This is a genomic window from Arthrobacter sp. MMS24-S77 (genome assembly GCF_054888235.1).
Genome location: NZ_JBTZRN010000001.1, coordinates 2,512,983 through 2,538,002 on the forward strand (window position 1 = coordinate 2,512,983; position 25,020 = coordinate 2,538,002).

Below are 25,020 nucleotides of genomic sequence, written 5' to 3' on the forward strand. Positions count from 1 at the left end.
TCAATCCAGTTACTGGTAACCATGCATATTCGTTTTGGTACTAATCGCAGCTGACGAGACTCACCGGGAGCCTCAGTATCGTGGTTCAACGGGGCTATGCGACATACTCGGGGCATGGTTGCCCAACGAAGATCCGCTCAGTCTGCTGCCAAATGGCGCTCGGAGCATGACGTCTGGATCGACCACGCATCACTCGACCTCTCGGATGTCGAGTGGCTCTCGGGTGTCCGGCGCCTAACGCTCTGGGCAGTAAAAATCCCCGAGGGCTTCTTGTCGTCTCTGCCGCAGCTGCAGTGGTTGGACATCCGAGGGGGCTCCGGAACATCAATTGACGTGGTCAATGGCTGCTCGAACCTGACTTACCTCGCCGTCAACCAGATCCGCGGCCTGCATGACCTGTCTGCTCTGGGCGCTCAGGCAAGCCTGCGGCTGCTTAGCCTCTATGGTTTACCGCAGGTACGGTCACTGCCTTCACTCGCTGGCCTTGTCCACCTCAAGCGCTTGGAGATCGGTTCGATGAAGGGTCTCTCCGGGTTGGGCCCACTCCTTGAAGCGCCGTGCCTGGAGGAATTGTTGCTTATCAGGGCAGTTGCTCTGTCGAGTACGGACCCGGCGGCAATCGCGGCCCACCCGACGATTCGGGCCTTTGAATGGTTCGCAGAAGACGTGCCCGACAAGACTTGGGTCCCTGTCGTTGATCAAGTGGGACGGCCGAAAGCGAAACCCATGGAGGCCTCGGACTGGTTCGCCCGGAATCCGTGATTGAGTCCCGTCCTGGTTCCCGGTTACGGGGTGAGGCCGTGCCACTGCAGTGTCGAGGGCGCGCGGGAGTATCGGGACCAGGGTTCCGCTGTTGCGGCCGCATGTTTCTGCGTGACCTGATAGCTGTAGCCGAGCATTTCGGCGACGAGCGGGGCGGGAACTTCCTTCACGAGCCCGCGGAGGGATGCGTTCCGTGCGCCCAGGAGGTCGATGCCCAGTTCCCGGAGACGCTCCATGAGAGTGTTGGGGTGGATGTGTTGCCCGGGCCGGTATCCGGGAAACAGCCATTCGCTGCCTGAGCTGCTGCCGGTGCGCATGTTGGGGCGTGCCGCCAAGTGTTCGGTGAGCAGTGACGCGAACGGCTCCGGTACTGGTGCAGGGTCGCCTTCGCCGAGAGACAGACGCAATCCGTCGGGCGTGATGATCACGTCGGTGCTTTTCATCGCGGCGATCTTCACGACTGGCTGGGCGTAGAGCAGCAGGAGAGTGGCGGCGACCCGGTAGTGCAGGGTGTCGATGTTGTCGGTGAGGCAGGCTTTGAGCATGGCGAGCCGCTGGCCCTGGGTGAGCAGTGGCACGGTCTTGGCCTGCCGGAATCCGATGACGATGTTGGTGCAGGTCCGGTTCTTGACAGCCCAGACGAAGAATGTTCGGATGGCGTGCCTGGTGGTGGGGCCGGCGGCAAGCCAGGCGTCGACGTCGGCTTGGACGCAGGAAGCAACCGCCCGCCCGTGGGTGGTTTTGAGCCAGGTCAGGAATTTGATGTTTTCGGTGATTTCCTGCTTGGCATTGTGCACGGGACCGCGGGTGGGTTTCCCGTCCCCGTAGAGGCTGCGGATGCGGCGCAGGTGGTGCCAGCGGGCGAAGGATTCGACGGGCCGGCGGATCTCGGGGTCGTCGATGTCCTCGAGCTTGCTGGCGAGCCACCGTTCGAAGAGCGAGAGGTAGTGGTCGCGGTTCGGGAGCAGTTTGTGGTGGGTGAGCAGGCTGCGTAGGTGTTCCACGCGCTTGCTGTTCGGTTCTCCATCCAGCGCCTCGTGGCTAAGAGGAATGTTGCCGGTGGAAATCCGTTCGAGGAGGTCTCTGACGCCGGCGTCGCGAAGCCAGCTCAGGATGCTTTCGGGGCGTTGGGCTCCGCAGAGGGCCGTGAGCAATTTCGCCGTAGCAGTCTCGGCCTCCGCACTTCTCTGTTCAATGCGGAGTAGCACTGTGAGGTCGTCCCGCAGCGAGCAGCGGGCGCAAGTGCCTTGGCGGTAGTGCTCGGTTTCCGTGCCGCAGCGCGAGCATTGGTAGTCCTGGGTGATGCCCGCGCAATCGACGCAGATGGGCTTGTTGCCATGGGCAAGGGCTCGGCCGGGGAGCATGCGGTCCGTGCCGCATCCAGGGCACGACCCGTGAGTGCGCATGGCAATCGTGAAGCAGGTCCCGCAGATCCTGCCTTCGGGCCAGCTTGCGCGGTGTTTGCCGGCCGTCCTTGAGCACCGGTCACACGTGAAGGTCCCTGCGTTGCGAGGGCGGCCCCGCACGATAGGGCGCGGCGTGATGTCAGCCGTCATCGCGGATCACGCGGGCGCGTTTGGGCCGGATGGTCTTGTTTAGGTCCACGACGTTGGCGTCGGAGGCGACCTTACGGACCTTGGCATCTGTTGCCGTGACGGTGACCAGGTCCTCGGGTCCGCAGGAGAAGATGTCGCAGAGGGCGGCGACCATCATGAGTGAAACGCGTTCCGGGCGCTGGGTGACGAGCCGGTATACCTGGGAGGCAGAGAGTTCGATGCCGCGTTCTTTTAGCAGTGGGCTCAGGTCGGTGCTGTTGTGCATTCCGCGGGCTGCCATGAGTTCGGCGAGCCGCCACCGGTAGTCGATCTCTCGTTTCATAGGGATTAGTCTTCCATTCCGCCCAGTGCGGCCCTGACGGTCGAGTCCAGGGCGCGGCGCAGGGTTTTGACCCGGAAGTCACTCGACACGGACGTGTAGAGGGCCGTGGTCGAGGCATGTTCATGCCCTGCCTGGTGCTGGACGAACAAGGCGTCCATGCCGGACTCGATCAGGTGGGTGATGTAGGAACGGCGCAGCGAGTGGATGTCCAGCCCGGGGGAGAGGCCCAGGTCTTCGCAGTACCGGTTGAAGCGGCGGTTCAACGCGGTTTCGGAAACCAGCGTGCCGCGTTCGGAAGGGAACAGGTCCAGTCCGTCCGTCATGTGGGGGCGCCCGCGTTCGAGCCAGTCGGCGATGATCTCCGTCGACCAGTCGAATACCGTCAGGACGCTGCGGCGTTTTGGTGGTGATCCCTTCATGGCTTTTCCGTAGCGGACCTGAAGCACGCCGTATTTGCCGAACTCACGGGCGTGCGGATTCCTGCCGAAGTCCACCGTCTGCAGGTGGCGGACCTCATTGCGGCGCAGACCCCAGCAATAGGCCACTTTGAACAGGACCGCGTCACGGTAAGCCGGCAGCCAGCCCTTGCGGCCCAGCGAGGCGATCCGGTCGACCTCATCATCGGCCCGGTCGAAGAAGTCCTGGAGTTCCCGCTGCGTGAACGGCCGGCGCTTGGGGGAGGACTCGCCGGCTTGGGCGTGGACGGCTGTGTTCCAGTCAAAGCAGACCTGGACCGGATGAGTCCCGAAATGCTGTTCGCAGACACGGTCCCAGCCGTACTCCGGGGAAGCCACGTAGGCGCAGAACGCTCTCAGTGCGGCCTGATAGGACCGGATCGTCGATTGGGCTGCGTGCTTCAGACTGCGAAGATCCCCGAAAAATTCGTCAACATGGGCCGGCGTCCAGTGCCAGGGATACTCGTTCGTCGATTCCTGGAAGCGCGTCACGAGCCGTTCCCTCGACTCGATGGTGCCGAAGGCCAGGTTCCTGCTCAACTGCTGGTTGCGCCAGCCCGTGAGCATCTGCGTGAACACATGGTCCTCGGGATGAAGGAACCGCACAGGGCCGAAATCAAGCACACGACCCGCTGCATCAACTGCCACGACAAACCCCTTCTGACATTGCATTGGATGAATGAATCATGCAATTAATGCAGAATCGGCGCAAATCCGCAGGTCAGGGCCCGTCTCGGACAATGCCTTTAGGTCGCGTCGGGTACACGCCAAACACCCGAGGCGTGGCTGAGATCGGCAGCAGAAGCGGCATTACCGCAGGTCAGGGGGCAGTTCCGGCATCCAGGCGATCCACGCAGGAAGAGATGGGCGAAAGAAAGGTGATCATGCATCAGATGCAATAATCACGGTTCTACTTTACATAATGTAGATTATCGGCGTTAAAAGTACGGGAGTTGAAGTAGCTGCGAGAGCTCCCGTTGTCCGCAGCCTGCGGCGGCGTAATCCGCTCGACGTCCGTCTGTTCATCGGCAGGCAATTCAACCGTGACTGGCTTTATCGCGTGGCGGCTACGAGAGTGAAAGACCGAGCTTGCTGCATCATTGTCACCAACGGTGCTGGCTGGGATACTCAGAGCACAGTCGCCGTCCACGGGCCCCTTCCGGTGCCCCTGCAACGTGAAATGGATCCGCCATGGCAGAGCTCACCGAACGCGAACTGCTCGAGATCGACAAAGCCAATGACTCCGGACGGCGTCCGGTGATGTTCGTCCACGGGCTTTGGCTGCTCTCCAGCAGCTGGGACCGCTGGAGAGCGATCTTCGAGGAGGATGGTTATGCCACCCTCGCTCCCGGCTGGCCGGACGACCCCGAATCGATCGAGGCAGCTCAGCGGGATCCGGACGTATTCGCCAAGAAGATGATCAAACAGGTCACGGAGCACTACTTGACAGCGGCCGGCGCTCTCACCACCAAGCCCGCGGTCATCGGACACTCTTTCGGCGGTCTGATCGCCCAGAAAATGGCCGGGACCGGGGCGTCGGCCGTAACGGTGGCCATTGACCCGGCCCCGTTCCGGGGCGTGTTGCCCCTGCCGGTCTCCTCACTGAAGTCCGCGTCACCGGTACTGGGGAACCCGGCCAATGCCTCGCGCGCGGTGTCGTTGACGTTCGAGCAATTCAGCTACGGCTGGGCAAATGCCCTTCCGGAAGAGGAAGCCCGCGAACTGTATGAGGCGTTCCACGTGCCCGCCTCCGGAGTGACGCTGTTCCAGGCGGCAACGGCGAACCTGAACCCTTTCACCGAGGCCAAGGTTGACTCCAAGAACCCGGAGCGGGGGCCCTTGCTGATCATTTCCGGCGAAAAAGACCACACCGTGCCCTGGTCCATTGCCCACGCATCCTTCAAGCGGCAGGACCGGAACCCGGGACTCACCGAGTTCAAGGAAATACCCGGGCGCGGCCATTCACTCACCATCGACCACGGCTGGCGCGACGTCGCGGACACGACCCTGGAGTTCATCAAACGCAACAGCTGAAGAAGTGTTGCGGGCTCTGCCATTGTCAACGGCATCTTCGTCGCCAACAATGAAGCATGCCGGTCTACGTGAGGTCTCTGGAAACTGCCGTACCGCCCACAGTGCTTGTGCAACCACAAGCACGCGACGTTTTTGCATCCCAACCCGGACTGACGCGCCTCGGATCCCGACTTGTGCGAACCTGCTTCGATTCGGCTGCCATTGACACCCGGTTCACCGCCGTCGCTGAACTAACCCTTGATAACCACGCAGAGAACCCGTCATTCTTCGACCCCGAGTCAGGCCGGGTTCTGAGCCCCAGCACCAAAGTCCGCAACGAGATCTTTGCTGTCGAGGCCACCAAGCTGTTCATAGAGGCCGCCAAAGCCGCCGTCGGGAAATGTCCTGATATTGATTTACTTGACATAACTCATGTCATCACGGTCTCCTGTACCGGATTCTTCAACCCCGGGCCCGACTATAAGGTAGTTCGGGCCCTCGGTCTCAGCCCGGCCGTGCAGCGCTACCACCTTGGCTTCATGGGTTGCTACGCCGCGTTCCCGGCCCTCCGGGCAGCCCGGCAGTTCTGCCAGGCCGATCCCTCCGCCGTCGTCCTGGTCATTTGCGTAGAGCTGTGCTCCCTCCACGTCCGGACCTCGAATGACCCGGACACCATCATGGGATCGGCGATCTTTGCGGACGGTGCGGCCGCCGCCGTCGTGACTTCCCGGGAACCTGAAGGGCCGGACCCTGTGATCAGGCTGGACCATTTCGAGACTGTCCTGACGCCGGTGGGCGAAGAAGCGATGGCCTGGAACATCGGCGACGAAGGTTTCGAAATGGTTCTCGGAACGTACGTGCCGCACATCATCGAAGAGCACATCACCGGGGCGCTCGAACCGCTCCTTGCCCGCGACCCCTCCTTGGCCGGACTCCCCTACCGGGACATCACGCATTGGGCCATCCATCCCGGCGGCCGCAGCATTCTCGATAAAGTCGAGTCAAAGCTCGAGCTCACCGAAGAACAGATGATTCCCGCACGCGAAGTCCTTCGCAACTACGGCAACATGAGCAGCGCCACCGTGCTCTTCGTTTTGAAACACATCCTGGGACAAACGCCAGCACAGAGGGAGGAACGTATCTGTTCCATGGCCTTCGGGCCCGGCCTCACGGTGGAGACGGGGCTGTTCACCCGGGTATCTCCAGCATTGTGATGCCTGCCCTCCCCCGCCCAGGTGGTTTTCTCGGCGAACGGGATACGACCGCCATTGAGGACATGGACCGCCCCGATTGCGAGCTCGACCGGCTCAACCGCAGTTACGCGCGGTTTCCGCTCGTCAACGCTGTGGTCTCCGGCTGGCGGAATACGTACGAGTCCCTGATCAGGCCATTGCTCACGACGGCGGCGCCCACCACCGTCCTCGATATCGGCTGCGGCGGTGGTGACGTTGCCCGAGGCCTCGCGCGCCGGGCCGCCGCGGAGGGATACCCGCTCGAGGTGACTGGAATCGATCCGGACGAGCGTGCCTTCCGCTTCGCGAACTCCGTGCCGGCAGTCGCGGGCGTGAGATATCGGAAGGCCTTCAGCTCGGAGCTCGTGTCAGAGGGGCTCCAATTCGACGTCGTCATCTCCAACCACGTCCTGCACCACTTGACGTCCGCCGAACTTGCCTCGTTCCTTCGCGACTCCGAACACCTGTGCCGCCGGATTGCCCTCCACAACGACCTCAGGCGAAGCCGCCTGGCCTACTCCCTCTTCTGGGCCGGCGCCTGGCCACTCGGTCTCGGCTCCTATATCCACGGCGATGGACTCACGTCCATCAGGCGCAGCTACACCATGGCGGAACTACGTGCCGCCACTCCCCTAGCCTGGACGGTGGAAGAGAGCGGACTGTGGCACAACCTCCTGGTTTACCGCCCCCGTGAGGCTCCACATGTTTGACGTCGTGGTGGTCGGTGCAGGGCCAGTCGGGCTGTACATGGCCGCGCTGCTATTGCAACACGGGCACCGCGTTGCCATCCTGGAACGACGGGCGACGCCGAGCCACCAAACCCGGGCCATCGGAATCCACCCTCCGGCGCTAGCGGCACTCGACGCCGTGGGGGCTGCCCATTCCCTGGTTTCTTCGGGCGTCCGGATCACCCACGGGGCGGCGTACAGCGGCGGCCGCAAAGTTGCCGACATGGACTTTGCCCGCCCTTCGGCTGAATACCCCTTCATCCTTTCAGTCCCGCAATATTTCACCACCCAAACCCTCGAGTCCAGGGTTATCGAACTCGATCCGGCCGCCCTTCTCCGCGGCGTGCACATCGAGGAAGTGGTCGACGACGGCGGGTACTTGCGTTTGCGAGGACAGGAAGGCGGGGCGGCGGTGGAGTTCCTGGGCCGCTTCGTGGTGGCGGCCGATGGCGTCCATTCCGCCGTCCGTGAGGGCCTTGGCCTGGAGCCGCGATTGCGTACTTACCCCGACTACTACGTCATGGGCGATTTCCGGGATGAGTCGCCGTACGGCAACAATGCAGTCCTCTTTCTCGAGCCGGGAGGAATCGTCGAGTCTTTTCCACTTCCCGGTGGTATCCGAAGGTGGGTGGTCCGGCTTGGCGCCCCCTGCCAAGAGCCAACTCCCCGTGTGCTCGCTGCCCTGATCCGAAAACGGACCGGAACGGCGGTGGACTCGGCAAGCAATACGATGATGAGTGCGTTCGGCGTGACATCGCGCCTTGTCTCCCGGATGGTTCATGGACGCGTTGCCTTGCTCGGCGATGCCGCACACGAGATCAGCCCGATCGGCGGTCAAGGGATGAACCTGGGCTGGCTGGATGCCGTTGCCCTGGCGCCGATTATCAGCGAAGTGTTGCGAACATCGGGACGAAGGCCTGCCGCCAAGGAACTCGCGGAATTCGAGCGCAACCGACAGCGAGCAGCGAAGAAAGCCATTTGGCAGGCCAGCGTGAATATGGCGCTGGGCCGCCCATTGCCTCCGAAAGTCCTGGGCGCACGGAACGCCTTGATCGGCCGGGCGATTACCTTGCCGATGTTCTCCGAGCTCGTGGCCCGCCGATTCACGATGCACTAGACGCCAATTTCCACACGGCCGGCGGAGACTGCGTCTTGCGAACTGGTGGTCCTGCACCACGTGATTGCGTCCTAGACTGCATCCATGACCGCCAGGGGCGAAAAGTGAGGAGCCGACGACGGCGGGCAGCCGCCGTCGTACTCATCGCTCTGTTGGGCATCGCCGCAGCTTCTACTGCGGGATGTTCGGCGACGCCTGGACCACAGCCCACGACGCCGGCCGGTCCACTCACCGCCCAACTGAACCAGTTCCGGGACAACTACAGCACGCACATCATCGAGATCCAGTTCAGCAACCCCGGCCCCGACACCATCACAGTTGTACGCGCGGCCTTGCGGACAGGGAGCTTTGACGGGACGATCGGATGGCTTTCGAGCCCCGGTGGCACCGCCATTCCGCCGGGGCAGACCAAGAGCCTGCCCGTGCAGCTTCCGTCCGCGACCTGTCCCCCGGCTCCTCGGAGTCCACGGTTGACTATGTGCTGGCGGGCACGGATCGCGTGTACAGCGAAACTGTGACGGACCCCTTCGGCGTGCTGGCCCGGAACAACAGCGAACTATGCCTTGAACGCGGTGCCTCGGAAATAGCGAGCCTAGAGCTCCTGGCGACGTTGGACACAGGCCCCCGGAAAGGCTTGGCAACACTGACCATCGCTGTCAAACCCCGCGGCGGAACAGGATCCATGACCATCGACTCAATCGACGAAACCACCCTCCTTGCAGCGGACCCGGGTAACCCGTGGCCCCACGGCGTCGTGATTCATGGCACCGACAAGGACTCGACCCTGGGCCTGCGCATCCGCCCCGCGCGATGCGACCCGCACGCCGTCGCGGAGGACAAAGTGGGCACGCTCATGCCACTGCACGTGACGGTCAATGGAGTTGCCGGGACCATCAAAGTGGCTGCCGGCACTGCGCTGCGTGGAAGCATCTACGATTTCGTGACAAAGAGTTGCGGGGACGGTTGACGGGCCATCCCACTAAGCTCAATCCATGGACTTTGAGACCCGACCCCTGCCTGCCGGCCCGGACACGACGTTCACAGCTTCCCAGATCCGCGCCGCGGTTCAGGATCTACTCGGCCTCGACGGCCTCCCGCCCATCGTCCAAGTCGGCCACCCGGTGCTGCGGCAACTCGCAGCACCTTATGATGGCCAGCTCGAGGACACCGAACTGGCGCAACTGATCGAGCGGATGCGGGATGTCATGCACGCCGCCCCTGGAGTCGGCCTCGCAGCACCCCAGCTCGGCATTCCATTGCAGCTGGCCGTGCTTGAAGACCATTTCGATGTTGACCCCATCGCTTCGGAAATCCGCGAGAGGACTCCGCTGCGTTTTTTCGCGATCCTGAATCCCAGGTACGAGCCCGAAGGGACTTCCACGGCGTCATTCTATGAAGGCTGTCTCTCGATGCGTGGATTCCAGGCCGTGGTGACGCGACACCGGGACGTTCGCCTGCACTACCAACGTCCTGATGGAAGTACAGCCTCGGAAGGATTCTCCGGCTGGCAGGCACGGATAGTCCAACACGAGACCGACCACCTGCACGGCGGACTCTACTTGGACAGGGCCGAGCTACGGTCCCTTGCCGACGATCAGCAATATGGCGCCCATTGGGCGTACCCCGGAATCGACGAGGCACGCCGCGGGCTGGGCTTCCTTAACTCTTAGCTGGACCGGATTCGCGCGGTGGGTTTTCCGTGGTGGGCAGGTACTTTGCCCACCACGCGAGGATCTGTTCGAACCGCTGACGGCGGTGATATGGCGTTCCCGACCGCGAAAGTTCGTGGTCCTCGCCCGGGAAAAGAAGCAACGCGGTCTCCACGCCCTGGGCCTTCAGGGCAGCGAAGTAGCGCTGTCCCTGCTCAACCGGGCAGCGGAGATCGTTTTCGCTGTGGATCACGAGCGTAGGTGTCCGGACATCGGTCACTACGGCCATGGGGCTTTGGGCGGCCATCTGCTCCGGCGATCCACCCGTGTATTGGCCACCGAAGAACCACCCGATATCCGAGGAACCGGCAAAACTGACATGGTCAAGGAAACCCCGCTCAACAATGGCCGCCTTGAAGCGGTGTTTATGCCCGATAACCCAGGCCGTCAGATATCCACCATAGGACCCGCCCATGATGCCGACCGATTCCTTGTCCATCGTCGGGAAGGCTTGCAGCGCGCCATCCAGGAAGGCAAGGACATCCGCCATGTCCACGGTGCCCATTTTCTCCTTGATGGCGCCACCATGTGCCTGGCCGTACCCGGCAGAACCACGGGGATTGCACATCAGCACGGCGTATCCCGCTTCTGCATACACCTGGGCCTCATCGAAGAACGCGGCCGTGTATTGGGCGAACGGGCCGCCGTGGATGGTCAGCAGCACCGGATGGGGACCCTGGCCATCCGGCAGGACGGCCCAGCCATGGACCGGGTATCCATCATTGCCAGTGGCAGTAAATTCCTGCGGTTCAAGGATGCTGGCTTCGGATCGGAGCGCACCCGAGAAGTCAGTGAGCAAGCGCAACTCCCCCTGCTCCAGAACGCCGAGTTCACCATTGCTGGAAGCGTCGCTGACACTGACCGCCACCACGTCACCCACCGCAGAAGCACCCCCTGCCACGCGGGGCCCGTCGAGGAGGACCGAACTCCCGCCGTCGGCCGCCCATCTGATCAGCTCCACGCTCCCACGGCTTGTGTTGAGACCAAGCATGCCAGCCACCCCGAAAGGTTCGAGCGGGCCGGAAATATCCTGGTCTTCGACATCGCTCAGCATTGTGGCCCTGCCCCCGCGAACGGGCATCACATACAGGGCCGTGTTCCTGGCGACGAAGTCCAGGCCGTCGTCGCCGAGGTCCTGCGCAGTGAAGAACAGCCATTCGCCGTCGGTGGATTCGCGGACCTCCTGGACAGCCTGCGGCGCAGCGTCGGGCCGCACGGCTTCCGGCTCGCCACCCGCGGCCGGGACACGATAAATCCCGGAGGCGATGTCGGCGTCGTGCCCTTGATGGAGCGGGGCGACAAAGTAGACGCTTTCGCCGTCGCGGCTGAAGGACGGTGAGGTGTGATCGGCGTCGCCGAACGTCAACTGCGCCGCGGTCGGCAGGAAGCTCGGCGCATCAGCTCCGCTTTCTTTCGCGGCCCGCCCCACCGGAACCACGGGCGGTTCCGCTCCGGGCTCCGGAACCTCGACGACGAACAGTTGGGCTGGCTTGTCCGCCGTGTAGCCCAGTCCGTTGAGCCGGTACTGGTTGTCCGTGATCAGCCGGGGGTCTTCGCTTCCCGGCCCCACACCGTCAACCGTCCCGTAGCGGCCTTGTTCGGGAACGCGCGTCGAGAACACAATCTTGCGGGAATCGGGCGCCCAGGAAAACTCCGAGACTCCCAATTTTTGTTCCGTGACGGCTTGCGGCTCCCCACCGTCGGCTTCCACGATGTGCAGCTGCGGTTTGCCGTCGGGCGTAGCGCGGAGAAACGCCAGCACCTTGCCATCGGGGGAAAAGGCAGGTGCGGTGTCCCGGAAGCCTCGGGTAATCCGTCGCGGCGCCACTGCGGTGTCAAAGGCAGCGCTCCAGAGTTGCCCTACGTACGCATCGGCGTCGAAGTCGGGCCGGGTGACGGACACGACGGCGCGTGTGCCATCGGGGTGGACGGCAGGGGAAGAGACGGACTTCAGCAGTGGGAGTTGTTCGGCTTTCACGCTGGTGAGCCTAGCGGCCGTCCCGCCGCGACGGTATGTGCCACTCCGGCCACCGTAGGATTGTCCATATGCTTTCCGACGCCGTCCCTTCCCTGCGCTGCCCGGTCTGCCAGGGTCCTTTCGGTCTCAGCGGCGCGGCTCCCATTTCGTTGAAATGCGTCGCCGGCCACAGTTTCGATGCCGCCAAACAGGGCTATTTCAACCTGCTCACCGGCAAGGGTACGGTCTTCGAGGCGGACACGGCAGAGATGGTCGCAGCCCGCAATGACTTCCTGGGCGGCGGCCATTACGCCCCCCTGGCTGATGCCATCGCCGAGCTGGCATCCCCGGTCCTGTCGGCGCCGGGATCCCTCGTCCTGGATTCCGGCACGGGCACCGGCCACTATCTACATACGGTCCTGGACCGCTCCCCTGCGGCAGCTATTGGCATCGACATCTCCAAGTTCGCCCTCCGCCGCGCAGCGCGGCTGAATCCCGGCGCCATCAATCTGGTGTGGGACATCTGGCGTCCCTTGCCGCTCGCCGACCAGACCGTTGACGCCATCATCGTGGTCTTTGCGCCGCGGAATCCTCCGGAGTTTGCCCGCGTACTGCGGCCAGGCGGCCGGGTGATCGTGGTGACTCCCCGGAACGGACATCTCGCCGAGATTGCGGAACGCACCGGGATGCTCAGCATTGAACCGGGCAAAGACGAGCGCCTGGCAGAGTCCATGCAGGAATTCTTCATTCCCGGGGATGCTGTCCAACTCGACGTGAAACTGACACTCACTGGGCGCGATATTGCCGATGCCGCCTTCATGGGCCCGGCAGGGCACCACCTTGAGCGCCCGGCTTTGTTGGCGTCGATCGCCGGAGAATCGTCAATCGGTGCCACCGCGAAGTTCACCCTCAGTGTATTCACTGCGCCCGAGCGACGCTCCTAACGCGAAGCTTCGCACCGGGCTAGGATGGAAAAACAGCGACTGTGATCTTGCTGACGCTGCAGTCCGGATCAGGCCGGCTGCCGCCGCAAGTCCGGAAACAGGGGGAACGATGTTTGAATGGCTTGGCAGCAACTGGTGGGCTCTCTGGCTCACGGTTTTCCTCGCGTTTGCCGTAGTGGAGATGCTGACGCTCAGTTTCTTCTTCATCATGCTCGGCGCCGGGGCACTGGCTGCCCTCGTCGCTGACCTTGCCGGAGCTGATCTCTGGCTTCAAACCGTCGTCCTCTGCGTCGTGTCCTTGCTGATGATCGCCTTTGTCCGTCCTATCGCCCTGAAGCATCTGCACAAGGGTCCCGCCGAACAACGCACCAACGTGGACCGCCTGATCGGCCAATCGGCGCTCGTAATGGAGCCCGTCAGTGCGACGGCAGGATTGGTGAAGATCGGTGGCGACGTCTGGACCGCCCGCAGCGCCGCGGGAATCATCGACGCCGGCCAGACAGTGCAAGTCACCAGGATCGACGGCGCGACGGCGGTAGTCGCCTCAACTGCGGAAAACAGCCCGCGCTGAGCGGTTCCGCGGAGCGCACGGCCGCGGACTTCGCTGAATAACGATCGGCGCATTACCGCACACAGGACCACATCAAATACGTAACTGGGGAATGAAGGAGATGTATGGATAGCTTGGGAGGAACCGCAGCCGCGATCGTGCTGCTAGTTCTCGTCATATTTGTGATCATCGTGTTGGTCCGCTCGATCAGGATCATCCCGCAAGCGCGCGCTGGCGTCGTCGAGCGCCTGGGCAAGTACCAGCGCACGCTTAACCCCGGACTCACCATCCTGATCCCCTTCGTCGACCGCCTGCTGCCGTTGTTGGATCTTCGCGAACAAGTGGTTTCCTTCCCGCCGCAGCCGGTGATTACCGAGGACAACCTGGTTGTCTCCATCGACACCGTGGTCTACTTCCAGGTCACGGACCCTCGCGCCGCGACCTACGAGATCGCCAATTACATCCAGGCTGTTGAGCAGCTGACCACCACGACGCTCCGCAACGTGGTGGGCGGCCTGAATCTCGAAGAAGCGCTCACCTCTCGCGATCAGATCAATGGCCAGCTCCGGGGCGTCTTGGACGAAGCCACGGGGCGCTGGGGAATCCGCGTTTCACGCGTGGAGCTCAAAGCAATCGACCCGCCCCACTCCATCCAGGATTCGATGGAAAAGCAGATGCGGGCCGAGCGCGACCGGCGTGCTGCAATCCTGACCGCCGAAGGTACCAAGCAGTCGCAGATCCTCACGGCCGAAGGGCAGCGGCAGGCTGCAATTCTTGCCGCCGAGGGTGACGCTAAGGCGGCGATCCTGCGCGCCGACGGTGAAGCCCAAGCCATCCAGAAGGTCTTCGATGCCATCCATAAGGGCAACCCGGATCAAAAGCTGCTGGCCTACCAGTACCTTCAGATCTTGCCGAAAATCGCGGAAGGATCATCCAACAAACTGTGGATCATCCCCAGCGAGGTCGGTGAGGCGCTCAAGGGCATCGGCGGTGCACTGGGAGGCGCCAACGGAGGATCCGGCGTCGCAGACTTGTTCAGCGATTCCGGGAAGCCCGCAGCCGAGGTTTCCGCACCGGCGGCCACGGCAGCGAGTTCCGGCCGGCCCGAATCGACTCCAGCTACACAAGAACCGTCGGCGTAACTGCGGACAGTTTGCAGGGGACCGGCCAATTTCTCTGGCTGGTCCCCTTCGCTTTGTGGTGCGTGCATCGATCCGCGTATAATGGTGTATTTGTCCGGCCGGTTCAGTCCGAACGGAACATTAACGCTTGGTCAGGCGTTTCATCTAGTGATGCAACGTGTGCATACAGTAGCCCGGGCGGCGTCGATTCGGCGTCCGGCTAGCGCGGAGCCTGGTTCCGTGAACAGACAGAGGGAGTAATCATGAGCGATCGCAGCCTGCGGGGCATGCGTCTTGGCGCCCAGAGCATGGAAACCGAGTCCGGTGTTGAGCCGGCACCGCGCCAGAGGGTTGAATACCGTTGCGCGGACGGGGAGCAGGTCTTCGTGACCTTCTCGTCCGAAGCGGAGATCCCCCCTGTTTGGGTTTCCAAGACGGGCAAGGAAGCGCTCCTGGTTGATGGCGAACGCCCCGTTGACACCAACGAGAAGGCCGTCCGTACCCACTGGGACATGCTGCTGGAACGCCGCAGCCTTCCCGAACTCGAGCAGATCCTCGAAGACCGGCTGAACATCCTGCGTGAACGCCGCGGGGAACGCCGCTCGGCATAAGGCACAGCCATAAGACGCAGTCCTAAGGCGCAGTCCTAAGACAAAGGCCGGGTCCGCACTCTGAACTGAGTGCGGACCCGGCCTTTGTCTTTCTGGTCTACTTTGAGGCCGGAGCCTTCTTCCGGGTCAACGCGGCCCAGCGGGAGGCCAACCCCCACTTGGTCACATTGATCATGGCCTCAACAACGATGTTGCCGCTCATCTTGGAAGCCCCTAGCTCGCGCTCCACAAAGGTGATGGGGCGTTCTACGATCTTCAGTCCCAACTTGGCGACCCGCCATGCAAGGTCTACTTGGAAGCCGTAGCCGACCGATTCGACCTGGTCGAGCTTGAGTGCCTCGAGGGTGCTGCGGCGGAACGCGCGGTACCCTCCCGTGATGTCCTTGATCTTCAGGCCAAGCATGATGCGGGCGTAAGTACTGCCCGTGCGTGAGATCGCTTGGCGGTACAACGGCCAGTTCACAGTGCCTCCGCCGGGAACCCAGCGTGAGCCCATGGCGAGGTCGGCGCCGTCGTTGATGGCATCGAGCAACAATGGCAGCTGCTCGGGCTGGTGGGAACCATCGGCGTCCATCTCTACGAGGACGTCGTAGCCGGCCGCCATACCCCACTTGAACCCGGCAATATAGGCGGCCCCGAGGCCTTCCTTGCCTTTACGGTGGAGGACGTGGACCTGGCTGTCCTCGGCTGCGATGCTGTCGGCGAGCTGTCCCGTGCCGTCAGGGCTGTTGTCGTCGACAACCAAGACGTCAGAGGCGGGGACAGCGGCGCGCAGCCGTCCGAGGGTCTTGGGCAGCGATTCCAGCTCGTTATAGGTGGGGATGATCGTCAGGACACGCAAGAAGAGGCCTTTCCTTGATGGAGCGGTCAGTGGGCCGGAGCAGCAGCGAGGCTGGGATTCTGGCGCAACTCTCCATTATAGGGCGACAACTCGGCGTGCTCGGGCCCACCTGTGGCCCTTGACACACCAAGGGTGCTTTGGCCGCGGGCAGGTCCACTAGCCCAGGTCCAGTGCCGGCCCGTGTTTTCAACTCGTGGCCGAACCGTTTTCTGCTGCTCAGTGGACCTGCCCACTACGAGTGCCACGGTCTGAAAAACGGGCCATTGACTGTTTTGAGCCGGACCCCACCGCGGCCAGGCAACCAGGTATTCCCTGTGGCAGCCTGTTGACCCTAAATGCTACGGGCTTCACAAATCCTGTCAAGCGCCTCCTGACCTGCGGCTTCATTCGTAGCCGCAGGTCAGGAGGCCTTCGGGATCGGCAAGATATTTACAACTATGACCGCAATGATTCACTCGAGAAGAGCTCGCGGCCCTCCCGTACGGTCTGCAGGCAGGCGGGGTCGCTTCCGCTGTCCAGCGCCGGCAGAAGGGGCGTGCGGGCGCGCGGATCCGTGGACCAGGACTGAACGCGGTCATCCGCCACCTGAACCATCAGCTCTTCAACCTCCCACACCGCAAAGCTCGCAGGCGCCCCTGGGACCAATTGCCCCATGAGCGGATTGCGCTGCTTGCTGGCCCGCCAACCGGCGCGGGTGTGTCCGATGAACGCAGCCCGCGCCGAAATGCGCTGGCCGGGATTGCTGTGCTCCAAGCACGCCCTGACACTGGACCACGGGCGCAAGGGCGTGACCGGGCTGTCGCTTCCAAAGCACACCGGCACACCCGCGGAGTAGAAGGAGGCGAAGGGGTTCATGGCCTCGCTCCGTACGCCCAGGCGCCGCTCATAGAGTTTTCCTGCTCCACCCCAGGCAGCATCGAACGCAGGCTGCGCGCTAACCGTGATCGAATACTTGGCGAGACGGGCGAGATCCGCCGCATCTGCCATTTCCACGTGCTCGAGGCGATGAGCAGCTGCACGGACCCGCTGCTCCCCCACTTCTGCCGCGGCAAGGTCCAAGGCATCCAGCGCGGTCTTCAGTCCGGCGTCGCCGATGACGTGGAAGCCTGCCTGGATGCCCAGCGCTGAACAAGCAGCCAGATGGCGGGCGGCCTCGTCCACAGAGAGATAGAGGCTTCCACGATGCCCCGGCGCATCAGTGTAGTCGGAGCCGAGGGCCGCCGTTCGGGACCCGATGGAACCGTCGATGTTCAAATCACCGGCCAGGCCAAGAACAGGCACGTCCAGGCCTTCCAGGATGGAGGCGGCATGCTCGGCAGATGCGGCAAGTTCACCCCAATAAGGCAGGATCTCGGGGACGCCCTCTCGGCTTTCGTTCCACGACGATGACATCTGCAGGTCCTCAACGCTGCACAGGTGTGGCGCCGCCATCTCTGCCAGCGCCACGTAGCCGTTGGCCGCAGCCTCGCGGAGGGCCAATTCCTGGTACCGGCGGCGCTCGGCTTCGGGGAACTGCCTGGCGATCAAGCGCGAGGCAGTGTGGGCGGCCCTCAGGACGTGCGCGGTCCCGTCGTAGCCGTCAAGGCCACCGATGCCGGCGGCGGAGGCCAAGGAGGATGACGCAAGGGCGGAATGTGCGTCCACACGCGCCAGATACACCCTGCGGCCCCCGGCGGCGCGTTCGAGTTCCTCCGCTGTGGGCAGTGTCCTGTCCTGCCACATCGATTCGTCCCAGCCATGGCCCAGCACAGTGCCCCTGGCGTCGAGCGCCTCCGCGGCGTGGGCGACGACGTCGAGCAGTTCCCGGGCCGAACGGACTCCGGCCAGGTGGAGGGCATCGGATGCAATTCCGGTCTCGGTGAGATGCATGTGGGAATCCACAAAGCCGGGAGCCAACAAGGCCCCCCGCAAATCAATGACTTCCATTGAGGAATCGGTAATCGACGTCGCCGCTTGCTCTGAACCAACCCAGGCGACGGTGTCCCCGTCAACCAACATTGCCGTCGCAAAAGGGTCCGCGGCCGTATAGACGGAACCGTTCCGGTACATCGTGACCTTGCGCGGCGTGGTTTCGGCGGGCATGCCTGAGTGGGTCATGGAAATGCTCCTTGCTGGGAATCTGTGGTGGGTCAGGAGACGTTGGAGTAGGCCACTACGCCGCGGCGGACCAGGTCGATCGCTTCGCGGCACGTCTTGGCCTGGCGCCGCTCGAGTCCGGGGATCTTCGCCATCTGGTCCAGCAGATCGATCACCTGCTTCGCCCAGCGCACGAAATCCCCTGCGGCGAGGTCGGTGCCGCTGAGTACTTCCTGAAGGTGGCGTCCCTTGGCCCACTTGAAAATGGGCCAGACAAGTCCAAGTTCCGGCTCGGCCGTCAGCGGGAGCCTGTTCTTGTCCTCGACGTCCTCCAGCGCGGACCATTCATGCACCACGATGTCCACGGATGTTTCAAGGGAGATGGACGGCATCTTCGGCCGGAGACCGCGATCGTCGCGCTTGGCCTGGTAAACCATGGTGCTGGCCAGCGCAGCCAGTTCCGCGGCGTCGAGGTCCTTGATGGCGCCTTGGCGAATGGACTGGGAAATGAGCAGGTCCTTTTCGCCGTAGATACGGCGAAGGCGCTGGCCGTCCGCGCTGATGGTGACATGACCGGCGTCGGACGTCTGAAGGTAACCGTAAGCGGCGAGGACATCGCACACACGGTCAAAAGTCTTCGCGATCGTGTTGGTACGGCCCTGGATCTGCCGTACGAGCCCATCGGTTTCATGGCGCAGTTTCCACCAACGCTCGGCCCAGCGGGCATGGTCTTCACGTTCGCTGCAGCCGTGGCAAGGATGTGCGCGGAGTGCCCGGCGCAGGTCCGCGATCTTCTTTTCCTGGTCCGGCAAGTAACGGGCGCGGCCGAAGTCCTCGTTCCGGCTGGTCCCCCGGGCCGGCGGCCGCCCCTCCCGCACGGCGTTGCGCATCGCCGATGCCAGGTCACGGCGGGATTTGGGCAGCTTCGCGTTGAACGACTTCGGAATGCGGATCCAGGACACGGGCGCGACCGGCCCCTCGACCTCGTGGGCGCCGATCCTATGCAACTGGCTGTCTTCCGTCAGGACTGCGGGCCGCGGTTCACGCGCATTGGGATCGGCATCGAGCACGACGGCGTAACCGGGCGAGCGTCCGCCGGGAACCTTGACGATGTCACCAGGCATGAGGCGGGTGAGGGAGTCTACCGTGAGGGATTTGCGGGCCCTGGAGGTGCTCCGCGACGCATACTCCTCGGCATCGCTGAGGTCCCGCCGGAGCTTGGCGTACTCGGTAAAGTCACCAAGGTGACACTTCATCGACTCCGCATAGCCAGCGAGTGACTCTTCACGGCTCCGAACCTGCCGCGCGAGCCCCACGACGGAACGATCGGCCTGGAACTGGGCGAACGATGATTCGAGGATTTGCCGCGCCCGGGGGCGTCCGAACTGGGCGATCAGGTTGATGCTCATGTTGTAGGTGGGCCGGAAACTGGAGTTAAGAGGATAGGTGCGGCGCGAAGCAAGGCCGGCGACAGCCCCAGGATCGGTTCCCGGCTGCCAAAGGACCACGGCGTGACCTTCGACGTCGATTCCACGCCTTCCCGCACGGCCGGTCAGCTGGGTGTACTCCCCCGCGGTGATGTTGACGTGGGCTTCGCCGTTGAACTTGTCGAGCTTCTCCAGGACGACGCAGCGGGCCGGCATGTTGACGCCCAGCGCCAAGGTCTCCGTGGCGAACACGGCCTTCACCAGGCCATCGGCGAACAGGGTCTCGACGACTTCCTTGAACGTCGGCAGCAAGCCGGCGTGGTGCGCAGCGAGCCCCCTGAGCAGTCCATCCCGCCAGCTCCAAAAACCCAGCACATCGAGGTCGTCTGCGGGAATCTCGCGGCTCGCCTCATCTACCCGGGCCGCGATGATCTGCTGTTCCCGCTCCGTAGTCAGCCACAACCCGGCTGCGGCACACTGCGCCACAGCCCCGTCGCAGCCGGCACGGGAGAAAATGAAGGTAATGGCCGGAAGGAGTCCTTGGCGGTCCAGGCTCGCAATGATCTGAGGCCGGCTGGCTTTGCGCACCGGGCTTCGCTGCTCCGAGGCACTGTTGTCACGTTGGCGGTCCTGCCTGCGGCGGCTGCGTCCACCATGACCGAATCGGCCACGGAAGTTCATCTGGCTCTCTGCCCTGGCCATGGAGAGGAGCTCGGGATTGACCTCGAATTCCTTCTGCCTGGGATTCCGGTCCGGCTCCTGGACTGCCACGGGCGGGGGGCCTCGTTGTCGCTTGCCCCCGGAGCGATCTGGTCAAAGCTCGTGTCCCCCGCGAAGAGATCGACGATCTCGCGGCCCACCATGACGTGCTGCCACAAGGGGACGGGGCGGTGCTCGGAGACAATCACATCCGTGTGTCCGCGCACGGTGTCCAGCCACGCACCGAACTCTTCAGCATTGGAGACCGTGGCACTGAGGGAAACCACCTGCACCTCGCTGGGCAGATGGATGATGACTTCCTCCCAAACTGCGCCACGGAAGCGGTCCGCAAGGTAGTGCACCTCATCCATCACCACGTAGCCAAGGTCACCCAGGGTGTCGGAGTCCGCGTACAGCATGTTCCGCAGGACTTCCGTGGTCATGACGACGATGGGAGCCTCGCCGTTGATGGTGGTGTCACCGGTCAGCAGTCCCACGTTTGATGCGCCGTACTTCGCCGAAAGCTCTGAGAACTTCTGGTTGCTCAGCGCCTTGATGGGCGTCGTATAAAAGGCTTTGAGTCCGCGTTCAAGGGCAAGGTAGATCGCGAATTCTCCGACGATTGTCTTTCCGGCCCCCGTGGGCGCCGCAACCAGCACTCCTTTGCCTTCCTGCAGCGAACGGCAGGCGTCACGCTGGAAATCGTCAAGTTCGAACTCCAGTGACTTGGCAAAGGTGCCGAGGTAGGTTTTCGACTCAACACTCCGTTGCGCTGCAGCTTGAAAAGCTTCTGAGGGCGAAAGGGCCCCTGAATTGGAGGACATGCTTCAAGCCTAGTGGCCGGAAGACTACAGATTCTCCAGATCGGAGGCAGGTGTGGCGACGTCGGCAGTGGCCTCCGTCTCAGCGGCGACCTTCGCCTGATGGCGCGCGCGCCGTTTGTCGTTCAGGATGCACAGCCCGATTGCGGCGAAGAACAGCGCGAGCAGGGGGCCGGCGAGCATGAACATCGAGAGCGCGTCCGCACCGGGAGCTGCCACCGCGGCCAGGACGAACACAAGGAAGACGGTGATCCGCCACGCCTTGAGGATGGTCCTGCCGCTCAAAACGCCTGCCATGTTGACGCCCACCAACACCACAGGGACCAGGAAGGCGATACCGAGGAAAAGAAGCATGTGCGTGGCGAACGTCAGATACTGCGATGCGTCGATGTTGTTGGCACCGTTTTGCGGCGTGAACTGCAGCAAGGCGCGCACAACGTTCGGAATCACTAGCCATGCGACATACACGCCAACCAGGAACAATGGCACCGCCGCGGCCATATACCCGAGCGTGTACCGGCGCTCCTTCTTGGTCAGACCGGGAGTGATGAAGGCCCAGACCTGGTAGATCCAGATCGGGCTGGAGATGACCAGGCCGATCTGGATGGCGATACGGAGCTTGAAGTCGAACGGATCCGCCACGCTCGCGAAATTGAGGACGGCCGTCCGCTTGGTCTCCTGGGCGATCTTGACCAACGGATCCGACAAGCTGTTGACCACAGGCTCATAGAGGAACCATCCTGCCACTGCGCCCAGGAACACGCCGATGGCAGACTTGATCAGCCGGTTCTTGAGCTCCCTCAGGTGGTCTAGGAGCGCCATCCGCCCTTCGGGGTTGGCTTTGCGGCCCGTCTTCGTTGCCACTACTGCTTAGCTACGGGTTGCTGGCGGAACGTCAGTGTCGTTGCCGCTCTTGGAGTTGGCTTCAGGGTGGTTGACCACTTTGCCTTCAACGGGGTCCGTCTCGTCCTTGGCCGCCGGCTTCCCGTCGTTCTTCATTTCCTTGACTTCGGATTTGATGATGCGCATCGACTGACCGAGGCTCCGGGCCATGGCCGGAAGCTTGGGTGCCGCAAACAGCAGCAGGGCCACGATGATGATAATGACAATTGGCCAAGGGCCATCAAATAGTCGTCCCACGGGAAGTCCTTTCGTTGGAATACATCCTACGTCTAACTGAATTCGATGTCGTGCAGAGACTGGGGTTGGCCCCGTTCTGCTTTGCGCTTAACGCGCTTTTGGCGACGCACTTCCTGGCGGGAGGCCTTGGCCGTCACGTAATCATGACGCATCTCTTCCGGTGAGGCAAAAACGGCCGCGCCGAACAGTTTCGGCGACGCTCCGCCGTCGTCGTCAGGGTGTTCGGAAAGGTGCGTTCGATGCCCCAGCCGCTCCCCCGCCGCACTCAACTCATGCACCGTCGCCATGAACTTACGGAAAAGCCTGATGCCCAAAAGGACGTAGCAAAGCAAGGACACCGAAATCAGAGCGACCCACAGAAGGATCCAGGACCACCAAGGCATTTGAGTAGTCTATCCAGCCTTCATCGTTTGTCTTGGGTCCGGTTGTTCGTACTGCCCGAGGGCCGCGGCAAGCCATTCTGCCGAGGCATCCGCCAGTTCGGCAGGCTGCAGGATCCGGGCCGCGCCGCCGTGCTGGGCAACGAACATCGGCAACCAATCCGCATTCCCGAATCGGATCTCGGCAAGCAGGCCGCCGTCGGGCAGTACTGCTGTCCGCTCCGCGTAGTAGTCATCCGCCAGCCCGGCGCCTTGCCGGGTCAACTGCAGGACAACCACGACGTCGTCGTCGTTGGGCGTGTAGAGCTTCACCGGAACGCCGTCCTCGGCGCTGGCAGCCCCGGAAACAACCCTCCCGTTCGGTGCGATCTCCTCAACCCGGTCCAAACGGAAATTCCGCAGTCCGGCTTTGCTGTGACAGTACGCCTCGAAGTACCAGGTATTGTCCAGCGAGTAGAGCCGGAGGGGGTCGACGTCCCGTTCGGAGACTGAATCGCGCTGCTGTGACAGGTAGCGAAGACGCAATTGGTTGCCCGCTTGGATCGCCCGGGTGATGGTCTCGAAAGCTCCGGCATCGGCGGGGGTCACGGGTGGGCCGGCGACGGCAGCCGCCAGACGGCCAGCCTCCCCGGCCGCGCCAGTGAGCTTCAGGGTCACGGACTCCAGGGCTCCGCTCTGTTCATCTTCCGACATTCCTGCTTGGGCGGGGAGTCCGCCCAGCGTGGCCAGGCCCGTCAACAGCGCGCAGGCTTCGTCGACGCTGAAGCGGATGGGTCGGTTGAGTTCGAGGTGCTCCCTGATGTAGACGTGGTCGTTTTCCCAATCGATATCGAACAAGTCATCCGGATAGCCTTCGGGACGGCCGGAGCAGATCAGTATCTTCAAGTCCTCGAGCAATTCCTTGCGGGTGATGCCGAAGCGGTCCGCCACCTCCTGGATGGGCAAGCCCTGGTTGTGGACAAGGAAAGGCACCAACTGCAGCATGCGGTTGAGTTGGTCCTCCGACGTCCGCTTGCGCACCCGCGGCGCGGGACCGGCCTCGGGAAAGCGGATCTCGACGGCAGGGCGCGAGGCGAACGCGGCGGCGGCTTCAAGCCGCCGGATCACGGCGTCACGCAGCTCTGGCGGCCCTGCCACACTTACGTGCGGACCGTAGGAGGCCAGTTCTTCGGCCAGCAGTTCGCTGTCCCGGAACGGCACGGAGAGACGGTCCCTGCCGTTCCGTAGGCCAGCGCCGGCAGCCGTGCCCGCGCTGCTCACCGCCCGTTTGCGGAGCCCCAGCAAGCGGCCTTCCGCTACGTCGAGATGGGCCTCCTGCAAAGGGAGTTCGCTGAGGCCGTCCAGTTCAGCGCGGGTATCAAAGCCCGGCGGAATCTCGCAGTGGTCCTTTGTCTCGACGTGGACCTCGCTGGTCATCCGGGACAGGCGGAAGAAGCGTTTCGCTCCTCGACCCCGGTCGAAGCCCACCAGGTACCACTGGCCAAAGCGGCTCCCCAAGCCCCAAGGCTCTACAAGGCGGCGCTCTTCCTTGCCGGTGCTGGCGGCTCGGTAATGGAATCCAACGGGGTGCTGGCCGTTCATCGCGGCGATGATGTCGTCAAAGGCCTGGCCCGCGGGCTTGATGCGCGGCTGGACTCCCGCCGGAAGTTCGACGTCGGCAAGGTCGCCAGAAGCCTGCAGCTTCCGCAGGGCGCTGGCTGCTGCTGAGCCCAGCGCCGCGCGTTCCCACAACTGCGCTGCCAGAAGCAGCACCGTTCCCTCCGCGGGGGTCAGATGCACATCCGGCAGGCGGTTGGACTCCCTGCCGATGCGATAGCGTGTGGAAGCGGGATCGTCTGAGCCGAAACCATGGTCAAGCAGCGTTTCGATCTCGAATCCAAACTGCTTCAGGTCCGCTTTGTCCCGTTCGAACATGCGGCCAAACGCGACATCGCCATCGCCGGCGTCGCGGTAGACCTTGGCCCTGAGAACGGCCCGGGACAGCCCGTATTTCGTGTTCAGAAGGGCGATCAGCAGGTTCAGGAGTCGTTCGGTACGTGATGCGGACACGTTTGCAACGTTACTAAACTCCTGCGGCAAAGTCGGAAGGCGCGTCTGCGGCCGGATTTCTCCCGCTGCAGACGCGCCTTCCTATGCTGTGGAACCTACCGCTGTGGAACCTAGCGAACCGCCACGAGGTCCACGACGAAGATCAGGGCCTCGTTGGGTTTGATGGCCCCGCCCGCGCCACGGGAGCCGTAGGCGAGCTCGGAGGGGATTTCCAGGCGACGACGGCCGCCGACCTTCATACCAAGCAGACCCTGGTCCCAGCCCTGGATGACCTGGCCGACGCCGACGCGGAAGTCCAGCGGCGCTCCGCGGCCCCACGATGCGTCGAATTCCTCGCCCGTGGACCAAGCAACGCCAACGTAATGAGTGGAGACGGTGTCGCCGGCCTGGGCCTCGGCGCCGTCACCGACGATGATGTCCTTGATGACGAGTTCCGTGGGGACGTCGCCCTCCGGGAAGTCGATTTCCGGCTTAGTGCGGTCGTAATCACGCTGACCAAATGACATGGGT

General features: G+C 63.2%; 22 protein-coding genes and 1 pseudogene. 11 read left to right on the forward strand and 12 right to left on the reverse strand.

The genetic code is table 11. The annotated features are described in order from the left end of the window. Nucleotides 1–114 precede the first annotated feature (114 nt). The gene (locus tag ACX5I4_RS11470; protein WP_461836773.1) at nucleotides 115–762 is read left to right on the forward strand and encodes a hypothetical protein; all 648 of its coding nucleotides are present in this window, start codon (nucleotides 115–117) and stop codon (nucleotides 760–762) included. A gap of 23 nt (nucleotides 763–785) precedes the next feature. Here the strand turns inward: ACX5I4_RS11470 and ACX5I4_RS11475 are convergent, their stop codons facing one another. From ACX5I4_RS11475 to ACX5I4_RS11485, 3 genes are all read right to left on the reverse strand, one after another. Continuing rightward, nucleotides 786–2,126 carry a hypothetical protein gene (locus ACX5I4_RS11475; protein ID WP_461836774.1) on the reverse strand — a complete coding sequence of 447 codons (1,341 nt, stop codon included), beginning with the start codon at nucleotides 2,124–2,126 and terminating at the stop codon, nucleotides 786–788. A gap of 181 nt (nucleotides 2,127–2,307) precedes the next feature. After that, nucleotides 2,308–2,640, reverse strand: a complete 333-nt coding sequence (locus ACX5I4_RS11480; protein ID WP_028275137.1) for a helix-turn-helix domain-containing protein — start codon at nucleotides 2,638–2,640, stop codon at nucleotides 2,308–2,310. A gap of 5 nt (nucleotides 2,641–2,645) precedes the next feature. Beyond that, on the reverse strand, nucleotides 2,646–3,743 hold the full coding sequence (locus tag ACX5I4_RS11485; RefSeq protein WP_461836775.1) for a tyrosine-type recombinase/integrase: 1,098 nt from the start codon (nucleotides 3,741–3,743) through the stop codon (nucleotides 2,646–2,648). A gap of 543 nt (nucleotides 3,744–4,286) precedes the next feature. Here ACX5I4_RS11485 and ACX5I4_RS11490 point away from each other — a divergent pair. The 6 genes from ACX5I4_RS11490 (at nucleotide 4,287) to ACX5I4_RS11515 (ending at nucleotide 9,855) form a co-directional block, all read left to right on the forward strand. Next, nucleotides 4,287–5,129: an alpha/beta hydrolase gene (locus ACX5I4_RS11490; RefSeq protein ID WP_461836776.1), complete on the forward strand. Its 843-nt coding sequence runs from the start codon at nucleotides 4,287–4,289 to the stop codon at nucleotides 5,127–5,129. A 56-nt stretch (nucleotides 5,130–5,185) separates the two neighbouring features. Next, nucleotides 5,186–6,322: a type III polyketide synthase gene (locus ACX5I4_RS11495; protein ID WP_461836777.1), complete on the forward strand. Its 1,137-nt coding sequence runs from the start codon at nucleotides 5,186–5,188 to the stop codon at nucleotides 6,320–6,322. Beyond that, nucleotides 6,322–7,050, forward strand: a complete 729-nt coding sequence (locus tag ACX5I4_RS11500) for a class I SAM-dependent methyltransferase (protein WP_461836778.1) — start codon at nucleotides 6,322–6,324, stop codon at nucleotides 7,048–7,050. The genes ACX5I4_RS11495 and ACX5I4_RS11500 overlap by 1 nt, the downstream gene beginning before the upstream one ends. Continuing rightward, complete coding sequence (locus ACX5I4_RS11505) at nucleotides 7,043–8,185, forward strand: FAD-dependent oxidoreductase (RefSeq protein WP_461836779.1); 1,143 nt, start codon at nucleotides 7,043–7,045, stop codon at nucleotides 8,183–8,185. Before ACX5I4_RS11500 ends, ACX5I4_RS11505 begins: the two co-directional genes overlap by 8 nt. A 364-nt stretch (nucleotides 8,186–8,549) precedes the next feature. Next, the gene (locus ACX5I4_RS11510; RefSeq protein WP_461836780.1) at nucleotides 8,550–9,152 is read left to right on the forward strand and encodes a hypothetical protein; all 603 of its coding nucleotides are present in this window, start codon (nucleotides 8,550–8,552) and stop codon (nucleotides 9,150–9,152) included. Between the two features lie 25 nt (nucleotides 9,153–9,177). Next, a complete protein-coding gene (locus ACX5I4_RS11515; RefSeq protein WP_461836781.1) occupies nucleotides 9,178–9,855 on the forward strand; it encodes a peptide deformylase in 678 nt (225 codons plus the stop codon). Here the strand turns inward: ACX5I4_RS11515 and ACX5I4_RS11520 are convergent. Next, the gene (locus ACX5I4_RS11520) at nucleotides 9,845–11,872 is read right to left on the reverse strand and encodes a S9 family peptidase (protein ID WP_461836782.1); all 2,028 of its coding nucleotides are present in this window, start codon (nucleotides 11,870–11,872) and stop codon (nucleotides 9,845–9,847) included. The genes ACX5I4_RS11515 and ACX5I4_RS11520 overlap by 11 nt on opposite strands. A gap of 68 nt (nucleotides 11,873–11,940) precedes the next feature. On the opposite strand from ACX5I4_RS11520, the gene ACX5I4_RS11525 reads away from it, so the two are divergent. From ACX5I4_RS11525 to ACX5I4_RS11540, 4 genes are all read left to right on the forward strand, one after another. Next, nucleotides 11,941–12,795 (forward strand): methyltransferase domain-containing protein, encoded by an 855-nt coding sequence (locus ACX5I4_RS11525; RefSeq protein ID WP_461836783.1) that lies wholly within the window; start codon nucleotides 11,941–11,943, stop codon nucleotides 12,793–12,795. A gap of 109 nt (nucleotides 12,796–12,904) precedes the next feature. Continuing rightward, entirely contained in the window at nucleotides 12,905–13,366 is a 462-nt protein-coding gene (locus ACX5I4_RS11530; RefSeq protein ID WP_461836784.1) for an NfeD family protein, read from the forward strand. Between the two features lie 104 nt (nucleotides 13,367–13,470). Next, nucleotides 13,471–14,487 (forward strand): SPFH domain-containing protein, encoded by a 1,017-nt coding sequence (locus ACX5I4_RS11535; protein WP_461836785.1) that lies wholly within the window; start codon nucleotides 13,471–13,473, stop codon nucleotides 14,485–14,487. Between the two features lie 242 nt (nucleotides 14,488–14,729). Next, nucleotides 14,730–15,077, forward strand: a complete 348-nt coding sequence (locus tag ACX5I4_RS11540) for an RNA polymerase-binding protein RbpA (protein ID WP_059389983.1) — start codon at nucleotides 14,730–14,732, stop codon at nucleotides 15,075–15,077. A gap of 97 nt (nucleotides 15,078–15,174) precedes the next feature. On the opposite strand, the gene ACX5I4_RS11545 is transcribed toward ACX5I4_RS11540, so the two are convergent. The 8 genes and pseudogenes from ACX5I4_RS11545 to ACX5I4_RS11580 all read right to left on the reverse strand — a co-directional run bounded on the left by ACX5I4_RS11545 (nucleotide 15,175) and on the right by ACX5I4_RS11580 (nucleotide 25,016). Continuing rightward, nucleotides 15,175–15,918, reverse strand: coding sequence for a polyprenol monophosphomannose synthase (locus ACX5I4_RS11545; RefSeq protein ID WP_461836786.1), 744 nt, complete (start codon nucleotides 15,916–15,918; stop codon nucleotides 15,175–15,177). 435 nt (nucleotides 15,919–16,353) lie between these two features. After that, complete coding sequence (locus tag ACX5I4_RS11550; RefSeq protein WP_461836787.1) at nucleotides 16,354–18,015, reverse strand: amidohydrolase; 1,662 nt, start codon at nucleotides 18,013–18,015, stop codon at nucleotides 16,354–16,356. 32 nt (nucleotides 18,016–18,047) lie between these two features. Beyond that, a pseudogene (locus ACX5I4_RS11555) lies at nucleotides 18,048–20,944 on the reverse strand (DEAD/DEAH box helicase). Nucleotides 20,945–20,968: 24 nt separating this feature from the next. Further along, on the reverse strand, nucleotides 20,969–21,763 hold the full coding sequence (gene tatC / locus ACX5I4_RS11560; protein ID WP_461838702.1) for a twin-arginine translocase subunit TatC: 795 nt from the start codon (nucleotides 21,761–21,763) through the stop codon (nucleotides 20,969–20,971). Between the two features lie 48 nt (nucleotides 21,764–21,811). Further along, on the reverse strand, nucleotides 21,812–22,081 hold the full coding sequence (tatA, locus tag ACX5I4_RS11565; protein WP_461836788.1) for a Sec-independent protein translocase subunit TatA: 270 nt from the start codon (nucleotides 22,079–22,081) through the stop codon (nucleotides 21,812–21,814). 32 nt (nucleotides 22,082–22,113) lie between these two features. Next, the gene (locus tag ACX5I4_RS11570) at nucleotides 22,114–22,464 is read right to left on the reverse strand and encodes a hypothetical protein (RefSeq protein WP_461836789.1); all 351 of its coding nucleotides are present in this window, start codon (nucleotides 22,462–22,464) and stop codon (nucleotides 22,114–22,116) included. Nucleotides 22,465–22,473: 9 nt separating this feature from the next. Then, nucleotides 22,474–24,510 carry a helix-turn-helix transcriptional regulator gene (locus ACX5I4_RS11575; protein ID WP_461836790.1) on the reverse strand — a complete coding sequence of 679 codons (2,037 nt, stop codon included), beginning with the start codon at nucleotides 24,508–24,510 and terminating at the stop codon, nucleotides 22,474–22,476. Nucleotides 24,511–24,620: 110 nt separating this feature from the next. Next, entirely contained in the window at nucleotides 24,621–25,016 is a 396-nt protein-coding gene (locus tag ACX5I4_RS11580) for an FKBP-type peptidyl-prolyl cis-trans isomerase (protein WP_059389230.1), read from the reverse strand. Between the last annotated feature and the right edge of the window lie 4 nt (nucleotides 25,017–25,020).

What these genes read in the sequence shown, in the direction of transcription:
- ACX5I4_RS11505 (WP_461836779.1), top strand. Translation starts at nt 7,043, where the DNA reads ATGTTTGACGTCGTGGTGGTCGGTGCAGGGCCAGTCGGGCTGTACATG.
- ACX5I4_RS11540 (WP_059389983.1), top strand. Translation starts at nt 14,730, where the DNA reads ATGAGCGATCGCAGCCTGCGGGGCATGCGTCTTGGCGCCCAGAGCATG.
- ACX5I4_RS11535 (WP_461836785.1), top strand. Translation starts at nt 13,471, where the DNA reads ATGGATAGCTTGGGAGGAACCGCAGCCGCGATCGTGCTGCTAGTTCTC.
- ACX5I4_RS11470 (WP_461836773.1), top strand. Translation starts at nt 115, where the DNA reads ATGGTTGCCCAACGAAGATCCGCTCAGTCTGCTGCCAAATGGCGCTCG.
- ACX5I4_RS11530 (WP_461836784.1), top strand. Translation starts at nt 12,905, where the DNA reads ATGTTTGAATGGCTTGGCAGCAACTGGTGGGCTCTCTGGCTCACGGTT.
- ACX5I4_RS11495 (WP_461836777.1), top strand. Translation starts at nt 5,186, where the DNA reads ATGCCGGTCTACGTGAGGTCTCTGGAAACTGCCGTACCGCCCACAGTG.
- ACX5I4_RS11490 (WP_461836776.1), top strand. Translation starts at nt 4,287, where the DNA reads ATGGCAGAGCTCACCGAACGCGAACTGCTCGAGATCGACAAAGCCAAT.
- ACX5I4_RS11480 (WP_028275137.1), bottom strand. Translation starts at nt 2,640, where the DNA reads ATGAAACGAGAGATCGACTACCGGTGGCGGCTCGCCGAACTCATGGCA.
- ACX5I4_RS11580 (WP_059389230.1), bottom strand. Translation starts at nt 25,016, where the DNA reads ATGTCATTTGGTCAGCGTGATTACGACCGCACTAAGCCGGAAATCGAC.
- ACX5I4_RS11500 (WP_461836778.1), top strand. Translation starts at nt 6,322, where the DNA reads ATGCCTGCCCTCCCCCGCCCAGGTGGTTTTCTCGGCGAACGGGATACG.
- ACX5I4_RS11510 (WP_461836780.1), top strand. Translation starts at nt 8,550, where the DNA reads ATGGCTTTCGAGCCCCGGTGGCACCGCCATTCCGCCGGGGCAGACCAA.
- ACX5I4_RS11550 (WP_461836787.1), bottom strand. Translation starts at nt 18,015, where the DNA reads ATGACCCACTCAGGCATGCCCGCCGAAACCACGCCGCGCAAGGTCACG.
- ACX5I4_RS11570 (WP_461836789.1), bottom strand. Translation starts at nt 22,464, where the DNA reads ATGCCTTGGTGGTCCTGGATCCTTCTGTGGGTCGCTCTGATTTCGGTG.
- ACX5I4_RS11515 (WP_461836781.1), top strand. Translation starts at nt 9,178, where the DNA reads ATGGACTTTGAGACCCGACCCCTGCCTGCCGGCCCGGACACGACGTTC.
- ACX5I4_RS11525 (WP_461836783.1), top strand. Translation starts at nt 11,941, where the DNA reads ATGCTTTCCGACGCCGTCCCTTCCCTGCGCTGCCCGGTCTGCCAGGGT.
- ACX5I4_RS11475 (WP_461836774.1), bottom strand. Translation starts at nt 2,126, where the DNA reads ATGCTCCCCGGCCGAGCCCTTGCCCATGGCAACAAGCCCATCTGCGTC.
- tatC (WP_461838702.1), bottom strand. Translation starts at nt 21,763, where the DNA reads ATGGCGCTCCTAGACCACCTGAGGGAGCTCAAGAACCGGCTGATCAAG.